Annotated in this window: 14 protein-coding genes; 11 read left to right on the plus strand and 3 right to left on the minus strand. The window is 74.3% G+C overall.

What is annotated here, in order from left to right; genetic code table 11:
- Positions 1-2: 2 nt before the first annotated feature.
- Genes ACLQ27_RS01755 through ACLQ27_RS01795 form a run of 9 tightly spaced genes read left to right on the plus strand, consistent with a single transcriptional unit; the run spans position 3 to position 9,845 of the window.
- A complete protein-coding gene (locus ACLQ27_RS01755) occupies positions 3-1,118 on the plus strand; it encodes a beta-ketoacyl synthase N-terminal-like domain-containing protein (protein WP_425865385.1) in 1,116 nt (371 codons plus the stop codon).
- Positions 1,115-2,158, plus strand: a complete 1,044-nt coding sequence (locus tag ACLQ27_RS01760) for a beta-ketoacyl synthase N-terminal-like domain-containing protein (protein ID WP_425865386.1) — start codon at positions 1,115-1,117, stop codon at positions 2,156-2,158. The genes ACLQ27_RS01755 and ACLQ27_RS01760 overlap by 4 nt, the downstream gene beginning before the upstream one ends.
- The gene (locus tag ACLQ27_RS01765; protein WP_357490451.1) at positions 2,155-2,964 is read left to right on the plus strand and encodes an alpha/beta fold hydrolase; all 810 of its coding nucleotides are present in this window, start codon (positions 2,155-2,157) and stop codon (positions 2,962-2,964) included. The genes ACLQ27_RS01760 and ACLQ27_RS01765 overlap by 4 nt, the downstream gene beginning before the upstream one ends.
- Positions 2,961-3,869, plus strand: coding sequence for an acyl-CoA thioesterase (locus ACLQ27_RS01770; RefSeq protein WP_425865387.1), 909 nt, complete (start codon positions 2,961-2,963; stop codon positions 3,867-3,869). The genes ACLQ27_RS01765 and ACLQ27_RS01770 overlap by 4 nt, the downstream gene beginning before the upstream one ends.
- Complete coding sequence (locus ACLQ27_RS01775; protein WP_357490454.1) at positions 3,869-4,561, plus strand: 2-hydroxychromene-2-carboxylate isomerase; 693 nt, start codon at positions 3,869-3,871, stop codon at positions 4,559-4,561. Before ACLQ27_RS01770 ends, ACLQ27_RS01775 begins: the two co-directional genes overlap by 1 nt.
- Positions 4,554-5,312, plus strand: coding sequence for a class II aldolase/adducin family protein (locus ACLQ27_RS01780; protein WP_425865388.1), 759 nt, complete (start codon positions 4,554-4,556; stop codon positions 5,310-5,312). Before ACLQ27_RS01775 ends, ACLQ27_RS01780 begins: the two co-directional genes overlap by 8 nt.
- A gap of 3 nt (positions 5,313-5,315) precedes the next feature.
- Entirely contained in the window at positions 5,316-8,096 is a 2,781-nt protein-coding gene (locus tag ACLQ27_RS01785; protein WP_425865389.1) for a cytochrome P450, read from the plus strand.
- Between the two features lie 4 nt (positions 8,097-8,100).
- Positions 8,101-9,264 (plus strand): LLM class flavin-dependent oxidoreductase, encoded by a 1,164-nt coding sequence (locus tag ACLQ27_RS01790; protein ID WP_425865390.1) that lies wholly within the window; start codon positions 8,101-8,103, stop codon positions 9,262-9,264.
- Entirely contained in the window at positions 9,261-9,845 is a 585-nt protein-coding gene (locus tag ACLQ27_RS01795; protein ID WP_425865391.1) for an NADPH-dependent FMN reductase, read from the plus strand. Before ACLQ27_RS01790 ends, ACLQ27_RS01795 begins: the two co-directional genes overlap by 4 nt.
- Here ACLQ27_RS01795 and ACLQ27_RS01800 read toward each other — a convergent pair.
- Entirely contained in the window at positions 9,832-10,371 is a 540-nt protein-coding gene (locus ACLQ27_RS01800) for a hypothetical protein (protein WP_425865392.1), read from the minus strand. The two genes, ACLQ27_RS01795 and ACLQ27_RS01800, sit on opposite strands and share 14 nt — an antisense overlap.
- Before the next feature lie 177 nt (positions 10,372-10,548).
- On the minus strand, positions 10,549-13,347 hold the full coding sequence (locus ACLQ27_RS01805) for a helix-turn-helix transcriptional regulator (RefSeq protein ID WP_357490461.1): 2,799 nt from the start codon (positions 13,345-13,347) through the stop codon (positions 10,549-10,551).
- Between the two features lie 569 nt (positions 13,348-13,916).
- On the opposite strand from ACLQ27_RS01805, the gene ACLQ27_RS01810 reads away from it, so the two are divergent.
- Positions 13,917-14,600 (plus strand): hypothetical protein, encoded by a 684-nt coding sequence (locus ACLQ27_RS01810; protein WP_357490462.1) that lies wholly within the window; start codon positions 13,917-13,919, stop codon positions 14,598-14,600.
- Between the two features lie 107 nt (positions 14,601-14,707).
- On the opposite strand, the gene ACLQ27_RS01815 is transcribed toward ACLQ27_RS01810, so the two are convergent.
- Complete coding sequence (locus ACLQ27_RS01815; protein WP_357575828.1) at positions 14,708-15,442, minus strand: SDR family oxidoreductase; 735 nt, start codon at positions 15,440-15,442, stop codon at positions 14,708-14,710.
- Between the two features lie 127 nt (positions 15,443-15,569).
- Here ACLQ27_RS01815 and ACLQ27_RS01820 point away from each other — a divergent pair, with 127 nt between their 5' ends.
- Positions 15,570-16,055: an RrF2 family transcriptional regulator gene (locus tag ACLQ27_RS01820; protein ID WP_425865394.1), complete on the plus strand. Its 486-nt coding sequence runs from the start codon at positions 15,570-15,572 to the stop codon at positions 16,053-16,055.
- Positions 16,056-16,058 lie beyond the last annotated feature (3 nt).

Here is a 16,058-nt window from a genome sequence, read left to right on the forward strand (position 1 = left end):
ACATGTCCGCCACCATCACCGCCACCGCCGTCCGTACCTGCTTCGGCGACGGCCCGGCCACCGTCGCTGCGCTGCTGCGCGGCGCGTGCGGCGCCGCCGGGCTGCGGCGGTCGGACCCGGCCCGGGTGGGGGTCGGCCACGGCTACCCGATCGATGACGACGCGCCGTTCGGCCCGAGCCGCTGGCTGACCGACTGCGTGGCCGAGGCCGTCGCCGCCGCCGGCCTCGACGCACGTCGACAGCGGGTGGTGAGCCTCGTCGGCACCGGGCTGCGCGAGTCGGCAGAGGTGGAACGGGCGGCCCTGGCGGGCTCGGTGGACTTTCCGGCCGAGCGGCTGCACTTCGCCGACGCCGTCGCCAGCGCGGCACCCGGCGTGCAGCGGGTGGTCACCCTGGCCAACGCGTGCAGCGCCGGCGGTTCCGCCCTCGCCCTGGCACAGGACCTGGTGGAGACCGGCGAGGCGGACGCCGTGCTGGTCGGCGGCACCGACGGCAGCAGCGCCTCCATGCTGGCGATGATCGGCCGGGTGGCCGCCCGGCCGACCGGCCGGGTGCGGCCCTTCGACGCCGACCGGGCCGGTGTGCTGCTCGGCGACGGCGCGGCGGTGCTGGTGGTCGAGCCGGAGCGACCCGGCCGTGGGTTGGCCCGGCTGCTCGCCACCGGGTTGTCCTGCGACGCCGGGCACGAGACGGCGCCCGACCCCGCGGGCATCCTGCGGGCGGTCCGCGACGCCCACCAGCGCGCCGAGCGCCGGCCCGAGCAGGTCGACCTGGTCCTGGCGCACGGCACCGGCACGACGCTGAACGACGAGACCGAGGCGCGGGTCATCGCCGAGGTGTTCGCCGGCTGCGAGCCCGGCCCCCTGGTCACCGCCCTCAAGGGCGCTGTCGGCCACACGTCGGGAGGCTCGGCGCTGCTCAGCGTCGCCGTCGCCGTCGAGATCCTGCGCACCGGCCGGGTGCCGCCGGTGGTCGGCCTGACCCGGCCGGCGCCCGAGGCGGCCGCGCTGCGGCTGGTCCGCGAGACGGCCGCACGGGCGGACGTGCGGGTGGCGCAGGTGGACGCGTTCGGCTTCGGCGGTCTCAACGCCGTCACCCTCCTGGAGGTGCTGCGATGACGGACCGCGTCCACGCCGGGCACCTCGCGCCGACACCGGATCGCGGCGTGCCGCCGCCCGCGTCCCGCCGGCCGGGCCAGGTGACCCGCCCGAATCGGTCCACGGTGGACAACCCGGCCATGACCAACCGGGACCGCACCGCCGGGGCCGACCCGGATCCACCGGTCGCCGCCGTTCTCGCGGCGGCACTGCACCTGCCGGGAGTCGACGTGCGCGGACTCGACCTGCCGGCCGGTGCCGTCGATGCGGGGGCCGCCGACGAGGAACCCGCCTGCCCACCCGAGCGCGCCGCCGACCTGCTCGGCCGCAAGGGTCTGCTGGCCAAGGAGCCGGCCACCCGACTCGCCCTCTGCGCCGTGCACCGGGCGCTGGGCCTCGCGCCGAAGGCACCCCGCCCGAGCGGACCGGCGGATCCGCGTACCGCGGTGGTGGTCAGCTCCAACCTCGGCAACGTCGCCACCGTCGGCGACATCGCCCGCCGGCTGCGCGAGGGCGGCCCACGCGAGGTCGGCCCGTTGGAGGCGCCGAACGCCTCCAGCAACGTCATCGCCGGCGCGATCGCGATCTGGTTCCGCTTCGGGGGCCCCAACCTCACCGTCTGCTCCGGCGCGACCGCCGGCCTGGACGCGATCTGGTTGGCCGGGCTGCTGCTGCGTACCGGCCGTGCCGACCGGGTCGTCGTGGTCGGCACCGAGCCGGACGACCCGCAGGCCCAGGCCCTGCACGCCGCCCGGGACGGCGTCACCGACGCCCGACCGCTGCGCGCCGGGGCGGCCTGTCTGCTGCTCGGCCGGGTCGACGCCGCGCCGCACCCGTTGGCCCTGCTGGGGCCGGTGCGGGCGGGCGTTCCCGTCGACGGCACACCACGCGGCCTGCTCGTCGACGCGGACGCTGTGGCGGGCGACCACTACGGCGCGGCGGGGGTCGTGCACACGGCGCTGGCCGTACGCCTCGCCGCCGCCAACGCGACAGTCACGGTCCGCTGCGGCGACCCCGTCGACGGCACGCGCGAACTCGACGTCCGGGCGGCCCGGCGATGAGCGGCACGCCACCGGCGGTCGCCGTGCACCGGCTCGCCGGCCCGGACACCGGGACGCCCACCGTGCTGCTCGCGCACGGCATGTCCGACGCCTGGCGCAGCTGGCGGCCCCTGGCGCAGCGGCTGCCCTCCGGCTGGCGGCTGCTCGCGGCCGAGCTGCCGTGGAAGGCCGGCACCGATCACCGCTGGCGGCGTCGGGGCACCCCAGGCGCCTGGCTCGCCGCCGCCGTCCGGGCCCTGGCCACACCTCCCGACGTCGTGGTCGGCCACTCGCTCGGCGCGAACGCGGTGCTGGAGATGCTCGCCACCGAACCGGACGTCGCCCCGCGCGGAGCCATGCTCATCGCGCCGTTCTACTGCCCGCCCGATCTGCCGATCACCTGGGCGGTGCACGAGCGGGCGCAGGCCAACTTCGTCCAGATCATCGACGAGGGGCTGCGCCACCGCCTCGGCCCCCGGCTGGCCGACCTGGACGCCGAGACCCTGACCGCCATGCGGGACATCATGGTGGACCGGATCGGCCCCGTCGGTTTCACCACCCTGTTCGACCACTTCACCGCGACCGCCGGCCTGCCGCTGCACGCGGTGACCGTGCCGACCATGGTGCTCACCGGCGGCCGGGACCCTGGCCTCGACGGCCCGCGCGTCGGCGCGCTGCGGGCCGAACTTCCCGACGCGCACGTCGTCGTGGAGCCGGATTTTCACCACTTCTGTCATCTCGACCGGACGGCCGAGGTGGCCCGACACGTCGCGGGCTTCGTCGAGAAGGTCTGCCCCGACCCCGCGATCCGAGGAGGTACGCCGTGACCACGGCGGTTGAGAACGCATCCGTGACGCTGTCGGCCCGGCCCGGGTTCGAGGGCGCGAACATCCGCACCTGGATCGGCTTCAAACACTTCGCGTACCTGGTGGAGCAGGGTGTCCTGCAGTGGTTCCGGGAGCGGGGGCACGGCCCCGGCCAGCTCTACCACCAGCACGGGGTGGGGCTGTCGATCCGGGACTGTTCGCTGCTGCTGCCCGCCGTCCTCGACGTCGACGACACCGCGACGGTGGTGGCGACCCCCGCCGCCAACGGCCGGTTCGCGGTGCGGATGGGTGTGCACCGCGACGCCGACGTCACCGTGTGCCGGGCCCGGGTGCGGGTGGCCCTGGTGCGGGAGGCGGACGTACCGCAGACGACGCCGCTGCCGGCGGAGCTGGCCGGCCTGGTCGAGGAGCCGGCAGCCGGGGAGCCGGGCGCCCCCGCCGGCGCGGACCCGGCCGATGAGTTGCGCGCCGCCGGAGCGGGGTTCGTGTGGCAGTGGCGGGTGCCCTACTTCTACTGCCAGTACTCGCAGCGGATGCAGCACTCCGGGTACGTCCGGCTGCTGGAGGAGGTGGTCGACCGCTACCTCGCCGACCGGGGTGTGTCGGTGGGCCGGATGCTGCGCGAGCGGGGCTGGATCCCGGTGGTGTCCCGCGCCCGCGTCGAGGTGCTCGGCGACGCCCACCTCGACGAGCCCGTGTGGGTCACCTTCACCGTCACCGACGTGCTCAAGGACGTCACGTACGACGCGCGGATGGACTGCCACGTCGTGCGCGACGGTCGCCTGGTCCGGGTGGCGACGGCCAGCATCCTGCACGGGTACGCGGTCAGCCGCGGCCCCGAGGCGGGCCGGCTCGCCACCCTGGACGGGGACACCGTGGCGGCGTTGACCGGCGGGCGGCGGTGATGGCCGCCAAGCCGCCCCGCCTGTACTTCTCCTTCCGCAGCCCGTACAGCTGGCTGGCCGTGGAGCGGCTGACCCGGGCGCTGGGCCGGCCGCAGGAGGTGCTGGAGTTCATCCCGTACTGGGACCCGGACGCGCGGACCGAGGCGGCGCTGACGGCCCGGGGCGGCGCCTTCCACTACGTGCAGATGAGCAAGCCCAAGCACCTGTACCTGCTCCAGGACGCCAAGCGGCAGGCCCAGCGGCTGGGCCTGCCGATGCGCTGGCCGATCGACGTCGACCCGTGGTGGGAGGTCCCGCACCTGGGGTGGCTGGCCGCCCGGGACCAGGGCGCGGGGGAGGCGTTCTACCGGGAGGTGATCGCCGCCCGCTGGCAGCGGGGCGAGGACGTGTGCACCCCCGAGGTGATCGCGGAGGTCGCCGAGCGGGCCGGGGTGGACCCGGCGGTGGTGCTCGGCGCGGTCGAGGACGAGGGCGTCCGGGCGGCCGGGGCGCACTGCCTGCTGCGGGCGTACGAGGAGGACATCTTCGGCATCCCCTACCTGCGGCTGGGCCCACACCGGTTCTGGGGCGTGGACCGGGTCGACGACTTCCTCGCCGCGTACGCCGAGCGGACCGGCACTCCTGTCGCGCCGCCCGCGGTGCCGGCGGGCGTGGGCGGGTACGACACGGACACCGGAGGCGGCTGTGGCTGAGCGACGAAATCCGGAACAGGAACGCGCCCACCGCCGTCGGCAGTTGGTCCTGACGCTGCGCGCGTTCGCCCTGGCGGGGTTCGACGAGGGCGCCGGCGGCCACGTCACCGCCCGGGACCCGATCGAGCCGGACACCTTCTGGATCAACCCGTTCGCCCGGCACTTCGCCCACGTCCGCGACGACGACCTGCTGCGCGTCGACCACACGGGTGAGGTGGTCGACGGCTCCGGCCGGATCAACCCCGCCGGCTACGCCATCCACTCGGCCATCCACAAGGCCCGCCCGGACGTGGTGGCCGCCGCGCACACCCACTCGATCCACGGTCGGGCGTTCTCGGCGCTCGGCCGGCCGCTCGCGCCGATCACCCAGGACGCGTGCGCGTTCTTCGAGGACCACGAGGTCCACGACGAGTACGGCGGGGTCGTCCTCGACGGCGCGGAGGGGGACCGGATCGCGGCGACGCTGGGCGCCGGCAAGGCCGTCGTGCTGCGCAACCACGGGCTGCTGACGGTCGGCGGCTCGGTGGCCGAGGCGGCCTGGTGGTTCCTGGCGATGGACCGCTGCTGCCAGGTGCAGCTGCTCGCCCAGGCAGCCGGCGAGCTGGTGGTGATTCCCGCCGACGCGGCCCGGGCGGCGCGGGCGGACATCGGCACCGCGCAGATCGCCCGACTGAACTTCCGGCCGGTCGCGGAGCACGTCCTGGCCGTCAGCCCCGACCTCACGCACGGCACCACGCCCAGACAGGAGTGACGAGTGGCCGAGCTGCTGAAGACCATGGTCCGGGACCGGGCCGGCGACGTCGCGTTGACCGACGAGCGGACCACCCGGACGTGGGCGGAGCTGGACCGGTCGGTGGACCGGTGGATCGGCGTGCTGCGCGGGGCCGGCCTGGACGTCGGTGACCGGGTGGCGTTCGTACTCGGCAACCGGCACGAGACGTTCGAGGCGCTGCTCGCCTGCGTGCACGCGGGTCTGGTGGCGGTGCCCGTCAACTGGCACCTCACCGCGCCGGAGATCGCCCACATCCTGACCGACTGCGGCGCGCGGGCGGTGCTCACCGAGGCGGCGTACGCGTCGACGGTGCGCGACGCGGTGGCGCGTACGCCGGGCGGCCCCGACCTGCTGGTGACTGTGGACGGCGGGGACGGGTTCACGCCGGTGCACGACCTGCCGGCGGACCCGGGCGTTCCGGCGCTCTCCGGTGGCGTGCTGCTCTACACCTCGGGCACCAGCGGACGCCCCAAGGGGGTGGTCAACCCGCTGCTCAAGGTGGGTGCGCCGATCGACCGGGTGGCCGCCACCACCGAGGCGCTCGGCGCCGGGCTGGGCATTCCGACGCAGGGGCAGGCGCTGCTCGTCGGTCCCTGGTACCACTCGGCGCAGTTGTTCTTCGCCCAGTTCCCGCTGCTGCGCGGGTGCGGGCTGGTGCTGCGCCGCGGGTTCGACCCGGTCGAGGTGCTGCGCGTGATCGACGACGAGAAGATCACCATCAGTCATCTGGTGCCGACCCAGTTCATCCGCCTGCTGCGGGTCGACGCGGCGACCCGGGCGGCGTTCTCCGGGGCCAGCCTCGCCCGGATCTGGCACGGCGGCGGCCCGTGCCCGCCGGAGACCAAGCGGGCGATGATCGAGTGGTGGGGGCCGGTGTTCGTGGAGTACTACGCCGCGACCGAGGCCGGCATCGTCACCCTCGCCGACTCGCACACCTGGCTGGCCCGGCCGGGCACGGTGGGCCGGCCGGCGCCGCCGACCGAGGTGGTGGTGGTCGACGACGAGGGCCGGCCGGTGCCCGCCGGGCAGGAGGGCCGGGTGGCCGTACGGCGGCCGCCGGGCCGGGGGTTCCACTACCACAACGCTCCGGAGCAGACCGAAAAGGCGCACGTCGCCCCGCACACCTTCACCGTCGGCGACCTGGGCCACCTGGACGCCGACGGCTACCTGTTCCTCACCGGCCGCTCGGCGGAGCTGATCGTCACCGGCGGCGTGAACGTCTATCCCGCCGAAGTGGAGGCGGTGCTGTCGACGCACCCCGCCGTGCGGGACAGCGTGGTCATCGGCGTGCCCGACGAGGAGTTCGGCGAGCAGGTCCGGGCGGTGGTGCAGCTCGACCCGGCGTGGCCGGCCCGGGGCATCGAGCAGGTCCTGGACGCGCACTGCCGGACCAGCCTGGCCGGCTTCAAGGTGCCGCGCTCGTACGAGGTGATCGACCGGATCCCGCGCGAGCCGACCGGCAAGGTGCCCCGCCGGGCGTTGCGGGACCGCTACCGGGCGGCCCCGGTGTCGCCGGGTCTGCTGGCGGACCCGGGGACCTTCCTGGCCGGCGTGCCGTACGACGAGTTCGCCCGCCGTCGACGGGAGGCGCCGGTGGCCTGGGTCGAGGAGGTCGAGCTGACCCGCACCGACCACGACCGGTCGGTGCGGTCCCGGGGTCCGGGCTTCTGGGCCGTCACCCGCCACGCGGCGGTGTCCGCGGTGTCCCGCGACCCGGCGACGTTCTCGTCGGCGGCCGGCGGGGCGTTCCTCGCCGACCCCCGGACCCCGGAGGATCTGGACCGCAACCGCCAGCTTCTGATCAACATGGACGCTCCGGAGCACGCCTGGGTGCGGCGGCTGGTGGCGGGGGCGTTCACGCCCCGCGCGGTGGGCCGCCTCGGTGAGCTGGTGACCCGCCATGCCGAGGAGGTCGTCGCCCGGGCGGTGGCCGCGCGGGACATCGACGTGGTGGCGGACCTCGCTGCCGAGCTTCCGCTGCTCGTCCTCACCGACCTGCTCGGTGTGCCGCGGGCGGACCGGCGGCTGCTGTTCGAGTGGAGCAACAACCTGGTCGGGTTCGACGATCCCCGCTACGGCGGTGCCAGCGTGCAGCGCTACCGGGACACCTTCGCGGCGGCCTTCTCGTACGTGCGGCAGCTGGCGGCCCAGCGCCGGGCCGCGCCCGGCGACGACCTGTTGAGCCTCCTCGTGCACGCCGAGGCCGACGGTCGGGGTCTGACCGACGCGCAGCTGTGTCAGCTGTGGTTGCTGCTGGTCATCGCCGGCAACGAGACGACCCGGCACCTCATCTCGAACGGGGTGCAGGCGTTGCTGGAGCACCCCGGGCAGCGGGACCGGCTGATCGCCGAGCCCGACCTGACCGCGAGCGCGGTCGAGGAGCTGCTGCGCTGGGTCACGCCGATCATGCAGTTCCGCCGCACCGCCACCCGCGACACGGTCCTCGACGGGACCCGCATCGCCGCCGGGGACAAGGTGGTCGTCTACTACGTCTCGGCCAACCGGGACGAGGCCGCGTTCGCCGATGCCGACCGGCTGGACCTCGCCCGCGATCCCAACCCGCACCTGGCGTTCGGTATCGGTCCGCACTTCTGCCTGGGCGCGCACCTGGCCCGGTTGGAGATGGCGGCCTTCCTCACCGCGATCCGTCCGCACCTGGCCCGGCTCCGACTGACCGGGCCGGTACGCCGGATGCGGACCAACTTCATGAACGCCGTCACCGCGATGCCCGCGCGTTTCGACGTCGCGCCGGAAGGGGAGTGACCCCATGCCACTGGACCTGCACTGGTTCCTGCCGACGCACGGAGACGGCCGTGACCTGGCCGAGCCCGCCCGGGGTGGCGGGAGCCGGCCGGCCCGGATCACCCGCCGGCCGCCGGACATCGGCTATCTGGCGCAGGTGGCGCGTGCCGCCGACCGGCTGGGTTTCGCCAGTGTGCTCACGCCCGCCGGGCTGTTCTGCGAGGACCCGTGGGTGGTGGCGTCCGCGCTGGCCGCGCAGACGCAGCGGCTGAAGTTCATGATCGCGTTACGGCCGGGGCTCGCCTCGCCCACGCTCGTCGCCCAGATGGCCGCGTCCCTGCACCGCGTCTCGGCGGGCCGGGTGCTGCTCAACATCGTGGCCGGCAGCGACCCGGACGAGCAGCGCCGCTACGGCGACTGGCTGGACCACGACGCCCGTTACGCCCGCGCGGAGGAGTTCCTCACCATCCTGGGTGGACTGTGGTCCGGTCAGCCGGTCGACCACGACGGCGAGCACTACCGGGTGAAGTCCGCCCTGCTGGCCCGGCCGCCGGCCACCGCTCCGGCCGTGTTCCTGGGCGGGTCGTCGCCGGCGGCGCAGCGGGCGGCCGCCCGGCACGCGGACGTGTACCTGGCCTGGGGTGAGACGCCGGCCCAGCTCGGCGAGCTGCTGGGTCGGGCACGTGAGCAGGCGGCGGAGGCCGGCCGCACGCTGCGCACCGGGAGTCGACTCCACGTCATCACCAGGGACACCGCGCGGGAGGCGTGGGCCGAGGCGGACCGTCTCCTCGCCGGTGTCGACCAGGCGCGGATCGCCGCCGCCCGGCAGCGCTTCGCGCGTACCGACTCGGAGGGCCAGCGGCGGGCGGCGGCGCTGCACGTCGACGGCAACGCCCGGATGGAGGTGTACCCGAACGTCTGGGCGGGCTACTCCCTGATCCGGCCCGGTGCCGGCGCGGCGCTGGTGGGCAGTCACGAGGAGGTCGCGGAGCGGATCGCCGAGTACCACGCCGCCGGGGTGGACCATCTGATCCTGTCCGGGCAGCCGCACCTGGAGGAGGCGTACTGGTTCGGCGAGGGCGTGCTGCCGCTGCTGCGCCACGACGGCCTCCTGGATGGCGGGACCGACGGGGACGGCACGCACGCCGAGGGCGGCCGGCGGACTCCGGAGCTGGCGGTGGGCCGATGACCGGGCCCGTCGCGGAGCTGCCGATGACCGCGCTGATCGGCAACCCGAAACCCCATTCCCGTACGCGGACCGTCGCGTTGGCCACCGCGGAGGCACTGCACTCCCGGCTGACCCACGGCCCGACCCCCGTCGCCGCGCCCACGGTGATCGACCTGGCCGAGCTGACGGCCGAACTGGTCGGTCAGGGCAGCCGGCCGGAGACCCTCGACGAGGTGCTGGAGGCGGTACGCCGACCGGGGCTGCTGCTGGTGGCCAGCCCCACGTTCAAGGCGGCGTACAGCGGGCTGCTGAAGCTCTTCGTCGACGTGCTGCCCCGGGGTGCGCTGACCGGGGTGGTGGCGGTGCCGGTGATGACCGCCGCCCGGTCCGGTCACCGGCACGTCGTCGACACCTACCTGGGTGCCCTGCTGGCCGAGGTGGGCGCGTGCGTGCCCACGGCCGGCCTGTGCCTGCTGGAGCGCGAGTTCGACACGGCGGAGGTCGGCATCGAGCGCTGGCTGGACCGGGCGACGCCGGCGGTGGTGGACGCGCTGGCCGTGCTGACCGGTGTGCCGGCCGAGCCGGGTGTCAGCCGGCGTTGACCTCGTCGTGCTTGCGGCGCATCCGGCTGATCCAGCCCTGTGCCGTGTGCACCGGAACGTCGAAGTGCTCGGCGACGCGGCTGATCGTGCCGACCTGCTCGTAGACCGCCTCCAGGTCCGCCGGGTCGGGTGCCCGGCGGTACGCGCGACCGGCCTTGAGTCGGCTGAGCCGCTCCGGTTCGCCGGCCCGGCGGGCCGGTCGGGGCGGCTGCGGCCGGGGCGCGGCGGCGGTGGTGGCGGTGGTGGTCGCGGGGACCGGCCCGACCGTCACGGCCGGACGGGGCGCGGCCTCGGCGCGGCTGCGGTCCCGGTCCTGCGGGGGGATGAAGGCGCGCAGCAGGGCATCGAAGTCGACGTACGGCAGCTCGCCGGTCAGACCGGCGCTCTGCGGTGCGCGGACGGTGAGCTCCCGCACGACCGGGTGGCCGTTGCCGGTCTCCAGACGGACGACGGTCTGGGCCACCGGGCCGGTGATCTCCTCACCGTCGTCCTCCACGGGCACGATGGTGATGATGTATTGACTCACGACGATGCCTTCCCTGCGCATCTCCGGGCGAGCCAGTGCGGCTTCCGGCCCCCCGGTCAACCCTGTCGGGTTTGACCGGTGGTGGGAGACAAGATATCAGATTCCCGCAGGCAGAAGGCGAGATATCCGACACTCGCCACGGGACGCCTATCCTTCATCTCCGTTTTATTGTGGGCATCAACGGTCAAAACGGGCCCTGCGGGTCCCAGACCCTCGATCCTCGGTAGCGGATCGCGGGTCGACAGCCCGGGACACCAGCAGCGCGGCCAACCCGGCCCGCGACGACACACCCGTCTTGCGGAAGATCCGGGTCAGGTGAGCCTCCACCGTCTTGACTGTCACGTACACCTGGTCCGCCGCCTCGGCGTTGCTCGCACCGGCCGCCACCAGCCGGGCGATGTCCCACTCCCGCCGCGTCAGGGTCAGCTCCCCACCCGTCGCCCCGGCCGGAAGACGGCCCGCCGCCCCGGCCGCGCGGCTCTGCTCGCCGGCCACCGAGCGGCGCAGCGGCGGCGAGTCCACCAGCTCCGCGATACGGCGGGTCTCGGCGAGTTCGACCTCCGCCGCCGACCACTCCCGGGCCTCGCACAGAGCCCGCGCCCGCACCAACCGCGCCGACGCCTCCTCCAGCCTCCACCCCAGACTCGCGAAGGTGTCCGCCGCCGCGGCGGCCAGCTCGGCGGCGCAGCGCGGATCCGCCTCCAGGGTCAGCCGCGCCCGGGCGATCCGGGTCAGCGCGCTCTGCCCCCGCAGCCCCAGCCGCGCGGCGTACCCCTCGGCCACGTCCAACCAGCGCGCGGCCTCGTCGCACCGACCGGCCTTGTGGGCCATCTCGGCCAGCGCCGAGGCCCAGCAGGCCCGGTTGGTCACCTCGACCCGGTCGAGACCATCCCCACCGCAGGCGCGCAGCAACGTCGACGTGGAGCCGGCCCGGTCCCCGGCGAGGAAGCGCAGACGCACCGACACGCGCTGACTCGCCCCGTCGTACCAGTTCTCGCGGCGGGTGCTGGCGTCCAGCACTGCGGTGTCGGCCAGGTGGCGGGCCGCCTTCGGGCCGCTGCGCCAGGCCACCGCGATGGCCCGGTATGCGCGGGCCAGCGCCACCAGCGGGTCGATGCCCATGGCGACGGCCACCTCCTCGGCGTCCTCGCCCTCGACCCGGGCCCGCTCCAGGCTGCCCAGTCGGGCGGTCACCGCGCAACGGCCGACCAGCAGCCAGGGGGTCAGCGCCACGAGACCCGCACGGCAGCAGATGTCCAGCGCACGGTCGAAGTGGTGCAGGGCCGAGCGCTCCCGTTCGTGGAGGTACTCGGCCCAGCCCAGCAGGGCCAACAGGTCCGGGTGCCGGGCCAGGTCGGTGTCGGCGAACGCGTCCACCTCGGACGACGCCCGGTCCAGCGTCTCGGGCACCCGGATCCCACAGTCGGTGTACGCGGCCACGAACGACTGCACCACCGCGGCAGTTGTCGCGCAGACCGCCGAGCCGGTCCGCTCCGCCAGCGGGCTCAGACTCCGGGCGTGCTCGGCCGCGTCGGGCGCTCCACAGAGGGCGCCGGCGATCGCCGCCTCGACGGTCAGCAGGAAGCGACTGCGCGGCTCCACCCGCCCGTCCCGGTACGGCAGCAGCAGCGCGTACGCGTCGAACGGCCGGCCCAGCAGGCGTTCCACCCGCGCCCGTGCGGCCACCGCCCGCAGCCGCTGGTCGCAGTCGGCGAGAGGACGGCGGGTGAGTTCCTGCAACAGGGTGCGGGCCTGGCGCAGTTGACCTGCGCCGACCAGCGCGTCGGCCATCGCGAACTCCAGCCGCGTACGCCGTGGCTCGGTGACCTCGGCGGCGGGCAGCAGCCGCTGGACGTTGGTCAACCACCGGATCGCGTCGAGCCGGGGCACGAGACCGCTCTCCGCCGCCTCGATCAGTGCATCGGCGGTCGCCGGTTCGGCGCACTGCCCGCTGGCCGACAGGTGTTCGGCGTACCGGCCGACGGGATGCCCGAGCTCGCGCAGGACGCGGGCCGCCGTCGCGTGCAGGCGTCGCCGCCGGCCGGGGGACAACGCGCGGTACACGACTGTGCGGTCCACCTCGTGGCGGAACCGCAGGGTCGACGCCTCGGTGGGGTCGGTGCGCAGCAGGTCGACGGCGACCAGCGCGTCGAGCAGGTCGCTGGTGACCTCGGGGCCGCGGTCGGCGAGCGCCGCGGCCAGCGCCGGCTCGAACCCGTCCGGGCACACCGAGACGGCCTCCAGCATCTGCCGCTGCTCGTCGGTGAGCGCGTCGAGGTCGAGTTGAACCGCGCCGGTGACGTCGACGGGCAACTCGGCGGGCAGGCCCCGCAGTGCCGCGACCGGGCCGTCCAGGGCGCCCGGTCGGTACGCGAGGACGTAGCGGGGAACACCGCCGGAGAGCACGTGCACCCGCTGGGCGGCGCGTCCCTCCACCAGCCCGAGCAGCGCGGCGACGCTGGCCGGATCCAACGGTGTCAGGGTGACCGCCCGGCGGCTCAGGTGGATGCCGGCGGCGAGCGCGGTGGTCACGCACGACGGCATCTGCCGTGGCCGGTACGCGGTGATCCACAGCAGACCCGGGGGTGGTGCCTGCGCGAGCCGACGCAGCAGCGTGGCCGTCGCGGATGACGCGGTGTGCAGGTCGTCCAGGAGCAGCAGCAGCGGCCCACCGGCGCGGACCGCCTCGCCCGGCTCATCCGTCAGCGCGGCGATGGCCTGCCCGACCTGGTGGCCGTCGCGGCCGGCGGCGGCGAGCACGCGCACCCCGGCTCGTCGGGCTCGTGTGGCGACCTCGCGCAGCAACCGCGTCTTGCCGGTGCCGGGGTCACCCACGAACTCGATCATGGCGGGCTGGCCGTCGCGGACCCCGGCCAGGGCGCGGTCGAACAGGTCGAGCGCGCAGTTGCGCCCGACCAGGGGGTCGAGAGGGTCGCCGGACGGCGGCGGGGCGAACTCCTCCTCGCTGATGTTCATCGGCGCCCCACGACGGGCACCGGGGCGTCCCGGCCCGTCGGCGTACGCCATCGGCCGGTCGCGGTCGGACGCGGCCCGGCGGCGGCCCGACGGCCTGGTCGGACGCGAGCACACGGCGAGTGTTGGCCCAGCTTCAACTGCCACCCCCAGGATCTGTCCCGTTCGGGCCTCTCGGCGTGCCCGATGCCGGCGGTGCCAATTGCCGGCGCTCGGGCGAGCGGCAGATGCAACTCTAGGTCCGCACGACAAGAACTGCGATCGCGGGACCGGTTGGTCCTATTGTCGAAGAGAGCAAATGTTGCTGTCCAAAAACCGAAATAGCGTACTTGGTTCTTGACACAGCGCACACTGGAGGTTGCGGTGAGTTCACGACAATGTGGGGTTTCCCCTACTGTCGCATCGTTCCCCGTCGCTTAATGTCGACCCCGGCGGTGCGACGCCTTCTGGGGGGACTTCGGATGACCGTTCATTATCGATCCTATCTGGACAATTCGTCAGATGCGGAGGTGATGCTGAGCGAGTCGGAACGATGGCACGCATTTCAGTGTCTATTGCCGCCGCGGGCCGCGGTGGCCGACGCGTTCCTCACCCAGGGCATCAGTCCACTGCTGCACGGCCTTCAGGCTGTCGGCGAGCTGTCCGCCTGGTCGTTCACCCGCCAGTCGCCACGGGTGGTCTGTCTGCACCTGCTCGGCAGCACGCCGCGCCTGCTGGCGGCCCGACTGGCCGGGCTCTGTGCGGCGGTCGGGGCGGAGGGCCCCGTGCACGTGCCGCACCTCGCCGCTCCGCCAGCGCGCGATCCACGGCTGGTCGACGTGGCTGTCGACCTGATCGGGATGACCCCGGGGCGGCAGGCCCGCCTCGGCGCCGCCGTGGACCTGGCGATGGTGGCGGCCGTGCACACCTGCCCCGCCCTGCGGGGCGACAACGAGCACGTTCCGTCCGACGCCGCGGCCGCCCTGCCGAGCGTCCGCTGGCAGCGGATCGCCACCGCGCTCAAGACCGAACGCCACCCGCTGACCTGCTGGTCACACCTGCTGGAGGCGTGCCGCCGCGCACCGGGATACGACGGCAGGATGACGTTCGACCTGGTCCACCTGCTGCACAATCAGCTCGGGCTCAGCACCCGTGACGAGCAGCGGGTGCACGCGGGCCTGATCCGCTCACTGTCCCGACGCCGGGCCGGAGCGCGCCGGTCGCCCCGTTCGCACCTGAGCGTCCAGCATCCCGGGCCGGTCCGCCCGAAGAGGTGAACCGCGGGAGGCGGCCTACGGCACGAGCGGGGCGCAGTGGACACCGCCGCACGGGGGTGCGGTGTTCCGGCGCGGGGGGCGTACGCCGGAACACCGCCTGGGGAAAGTCAGCGCGCCAGCCACTCCCGGTAGGACGTCGGCGCGAGTACCGCGCCCTCCTTGGCGATCAGCACGTCGCCGGGGGCGGCCGCGAACATGCCGGCGCTGTCGTCGGTGGTGACGGTGCGCTTGTCGCCGTGCGCGGCGAGGGTGATCCGGCCCAGTTCGTCGAGCGTGAACACGTCGGGGCCGGCGACGTTGCGCACACCGCGCAGGGGGGTGCCCACGCTGACGTCGGCGACGGCCTGGGCCACGTCGGCCGCGGCCATCGGCTGCACGGGGGTGCTGGGCAGGCGGACGCCGTTCTCGTCGGCGGTCCAGGAGATGACTGCGTCGACGAACTCGAAGAACTGGGTGGCGCGGACGATCGAGTACGGCACCTTGCTGGCCTTGAGGATGTCCTCCTGGAGCACCTTCGCGCGGTAGTAGGCCAGGTCGGGCACCTGGTCGACGCCGACGATGGACAGGATCACGGCGTGGCCGACGCCGGCGCGCTCGGCGGCGGTCAGCAGGTTGTCCATTGTCGTCTGGAAGAAGGCGGGCGACGCGTCGTCGAAGGTCGGCGAGTTGGTCAGGTTGACGACGACGTCGGCGTCCTTGAGCGCCTCGGGCAGGCCCTGCCCGGTGAGGAGGTCGACTCCGGTCGACTGCGAGTGCGGCACCGCGTCGTGCCCGGCCGCCTGCAGGATCCGGACGACCTGGGACCCGATGAGGCCCGTCCCGCCCATCACGGCGATCTTCATGTCCGTTCCACCATCCCTGTCTGTTTTGTCCGCCGTGCCACTGGCGGCACGTAACTCGGACTTCCTATGTCCGAGAACTATACTCGGACACGACAGGTCCGAGTAACGGGGTGGCTAGGGTGAGGCGATGAAGATGTCCGGCGGGGTGGAGTGGGCGCTGCACTGCTGCGTCGTGCTCACGGCCAGCAGCAGGCCCGTCCCGGCGGCCCGGCTCGCGGAGCTGCACGACGTCTCCGGCAGCTACCTGGCCAAACAGCTCCAGTCGCTGGCCCGCGCCGGGCTCATCCACTCGGTGCAGGGCAAGGCGGGCGGCTACGCGTTGACCCGCGCTCCGGAGAGCATCAGCCTGCTCGACGTGGTCCACGCCGTCGACGGGCCCGGCCCCGCCTTCGTCTGCACCGAGATCCGCCAGCGCGGCCCGCTGGCCACCCCACCCGAAGCCTGCACCCGCGCGTGTCCCATCGCCCGCGCCATGGCGACGGCCGAGAAGGCGTGGCGCGAGGCCCTGGCCGGGATCACCATCGCCGACCTCGCCCGCGACGTGGACGTCGACTCCGGCCCCGAGGCCCTGGCCGGCGTCAGCGCCTGGCTCACCGGCGACAGCGCCGGCTGACCG

Origin of the sequence: Micromonospora sp. DT63 (assembly GCF_049841615.1) — a bacterium.
In the GTDB taxonomy this organism is placed as follows: Bacteria; Actinomycetota; Actinomycetes; order Mycobacteriales; family Micromonosporaceae; genus Micromonospora.

Bases quoted from the DNA above. Each gene is read 5' to 3' on its own strand.
- ACLQ27_RS01795 (WP_425865391.1), top strand. From the start codon at position 9,261: ATGACCGGGCCCGTCGCGGAGCTGCCGATGACCGCGCTGATCGGCAAC.
- ACLQ27_RS01815 (WP_357575828.1), bottom strand. From the start codon at position 15,442: ATGAAGATCGCCGTGATGGGCGGGACGGGCCTCATCGGGTCCCAGGTC.
- ACLQ27_RS01760 (WP_425865386.1), top strand. From the start codon at position 1,115: ATGACGGACCGCGTCCACGCCGGGCACCTCGCGCCGACACCGGATCGC.
- ACLQ27_RS01775 (WP_357490454.1), top strand. From the start codon at position 3,869: ATGGCCGCCAAGCCGCCCCGCCTGTACTTCTCCTTCCGCAGCCCGTAC.
- ACLQ27_RS01805 (WP_357490461.1), bottom strand. From the start codon at position 13,347: ATGAACATCAGCGAGGAGGAGTTCGCCCCGCCGCCGTCCGGCGACCCT.
- ACLQ27_RS01790 (WP_425865390.1), top strand. From the start codon at position 8,101: ATGCCACTGGACCTGCACTGGTTCCTGCCGACGCACGGAGACGGCCGT.
- ACLQ27_RS01765 (WP_357490451.1), top strand. From the start codon at position 2,155: ATGAGCGGCACGCCACCGGCGGTCGCCGTGCACCGGCTCGCCGGCCCG.
- ACLQ27_RS01755 (WP_425865385.1), top strand. From the start codon at position 3: ATGTCCGCCACCATCACCGCCACCGCCGTCCGTACCTGCTTCGGCGAC.
- ACLQ27_RS01820 (WP_425865394.1), top strand. From the start codon at position 15,570: ATGAAGATGTCCGGCGGGGTGGAGTGGGCGCTGCACTGCTGCGTCGTG.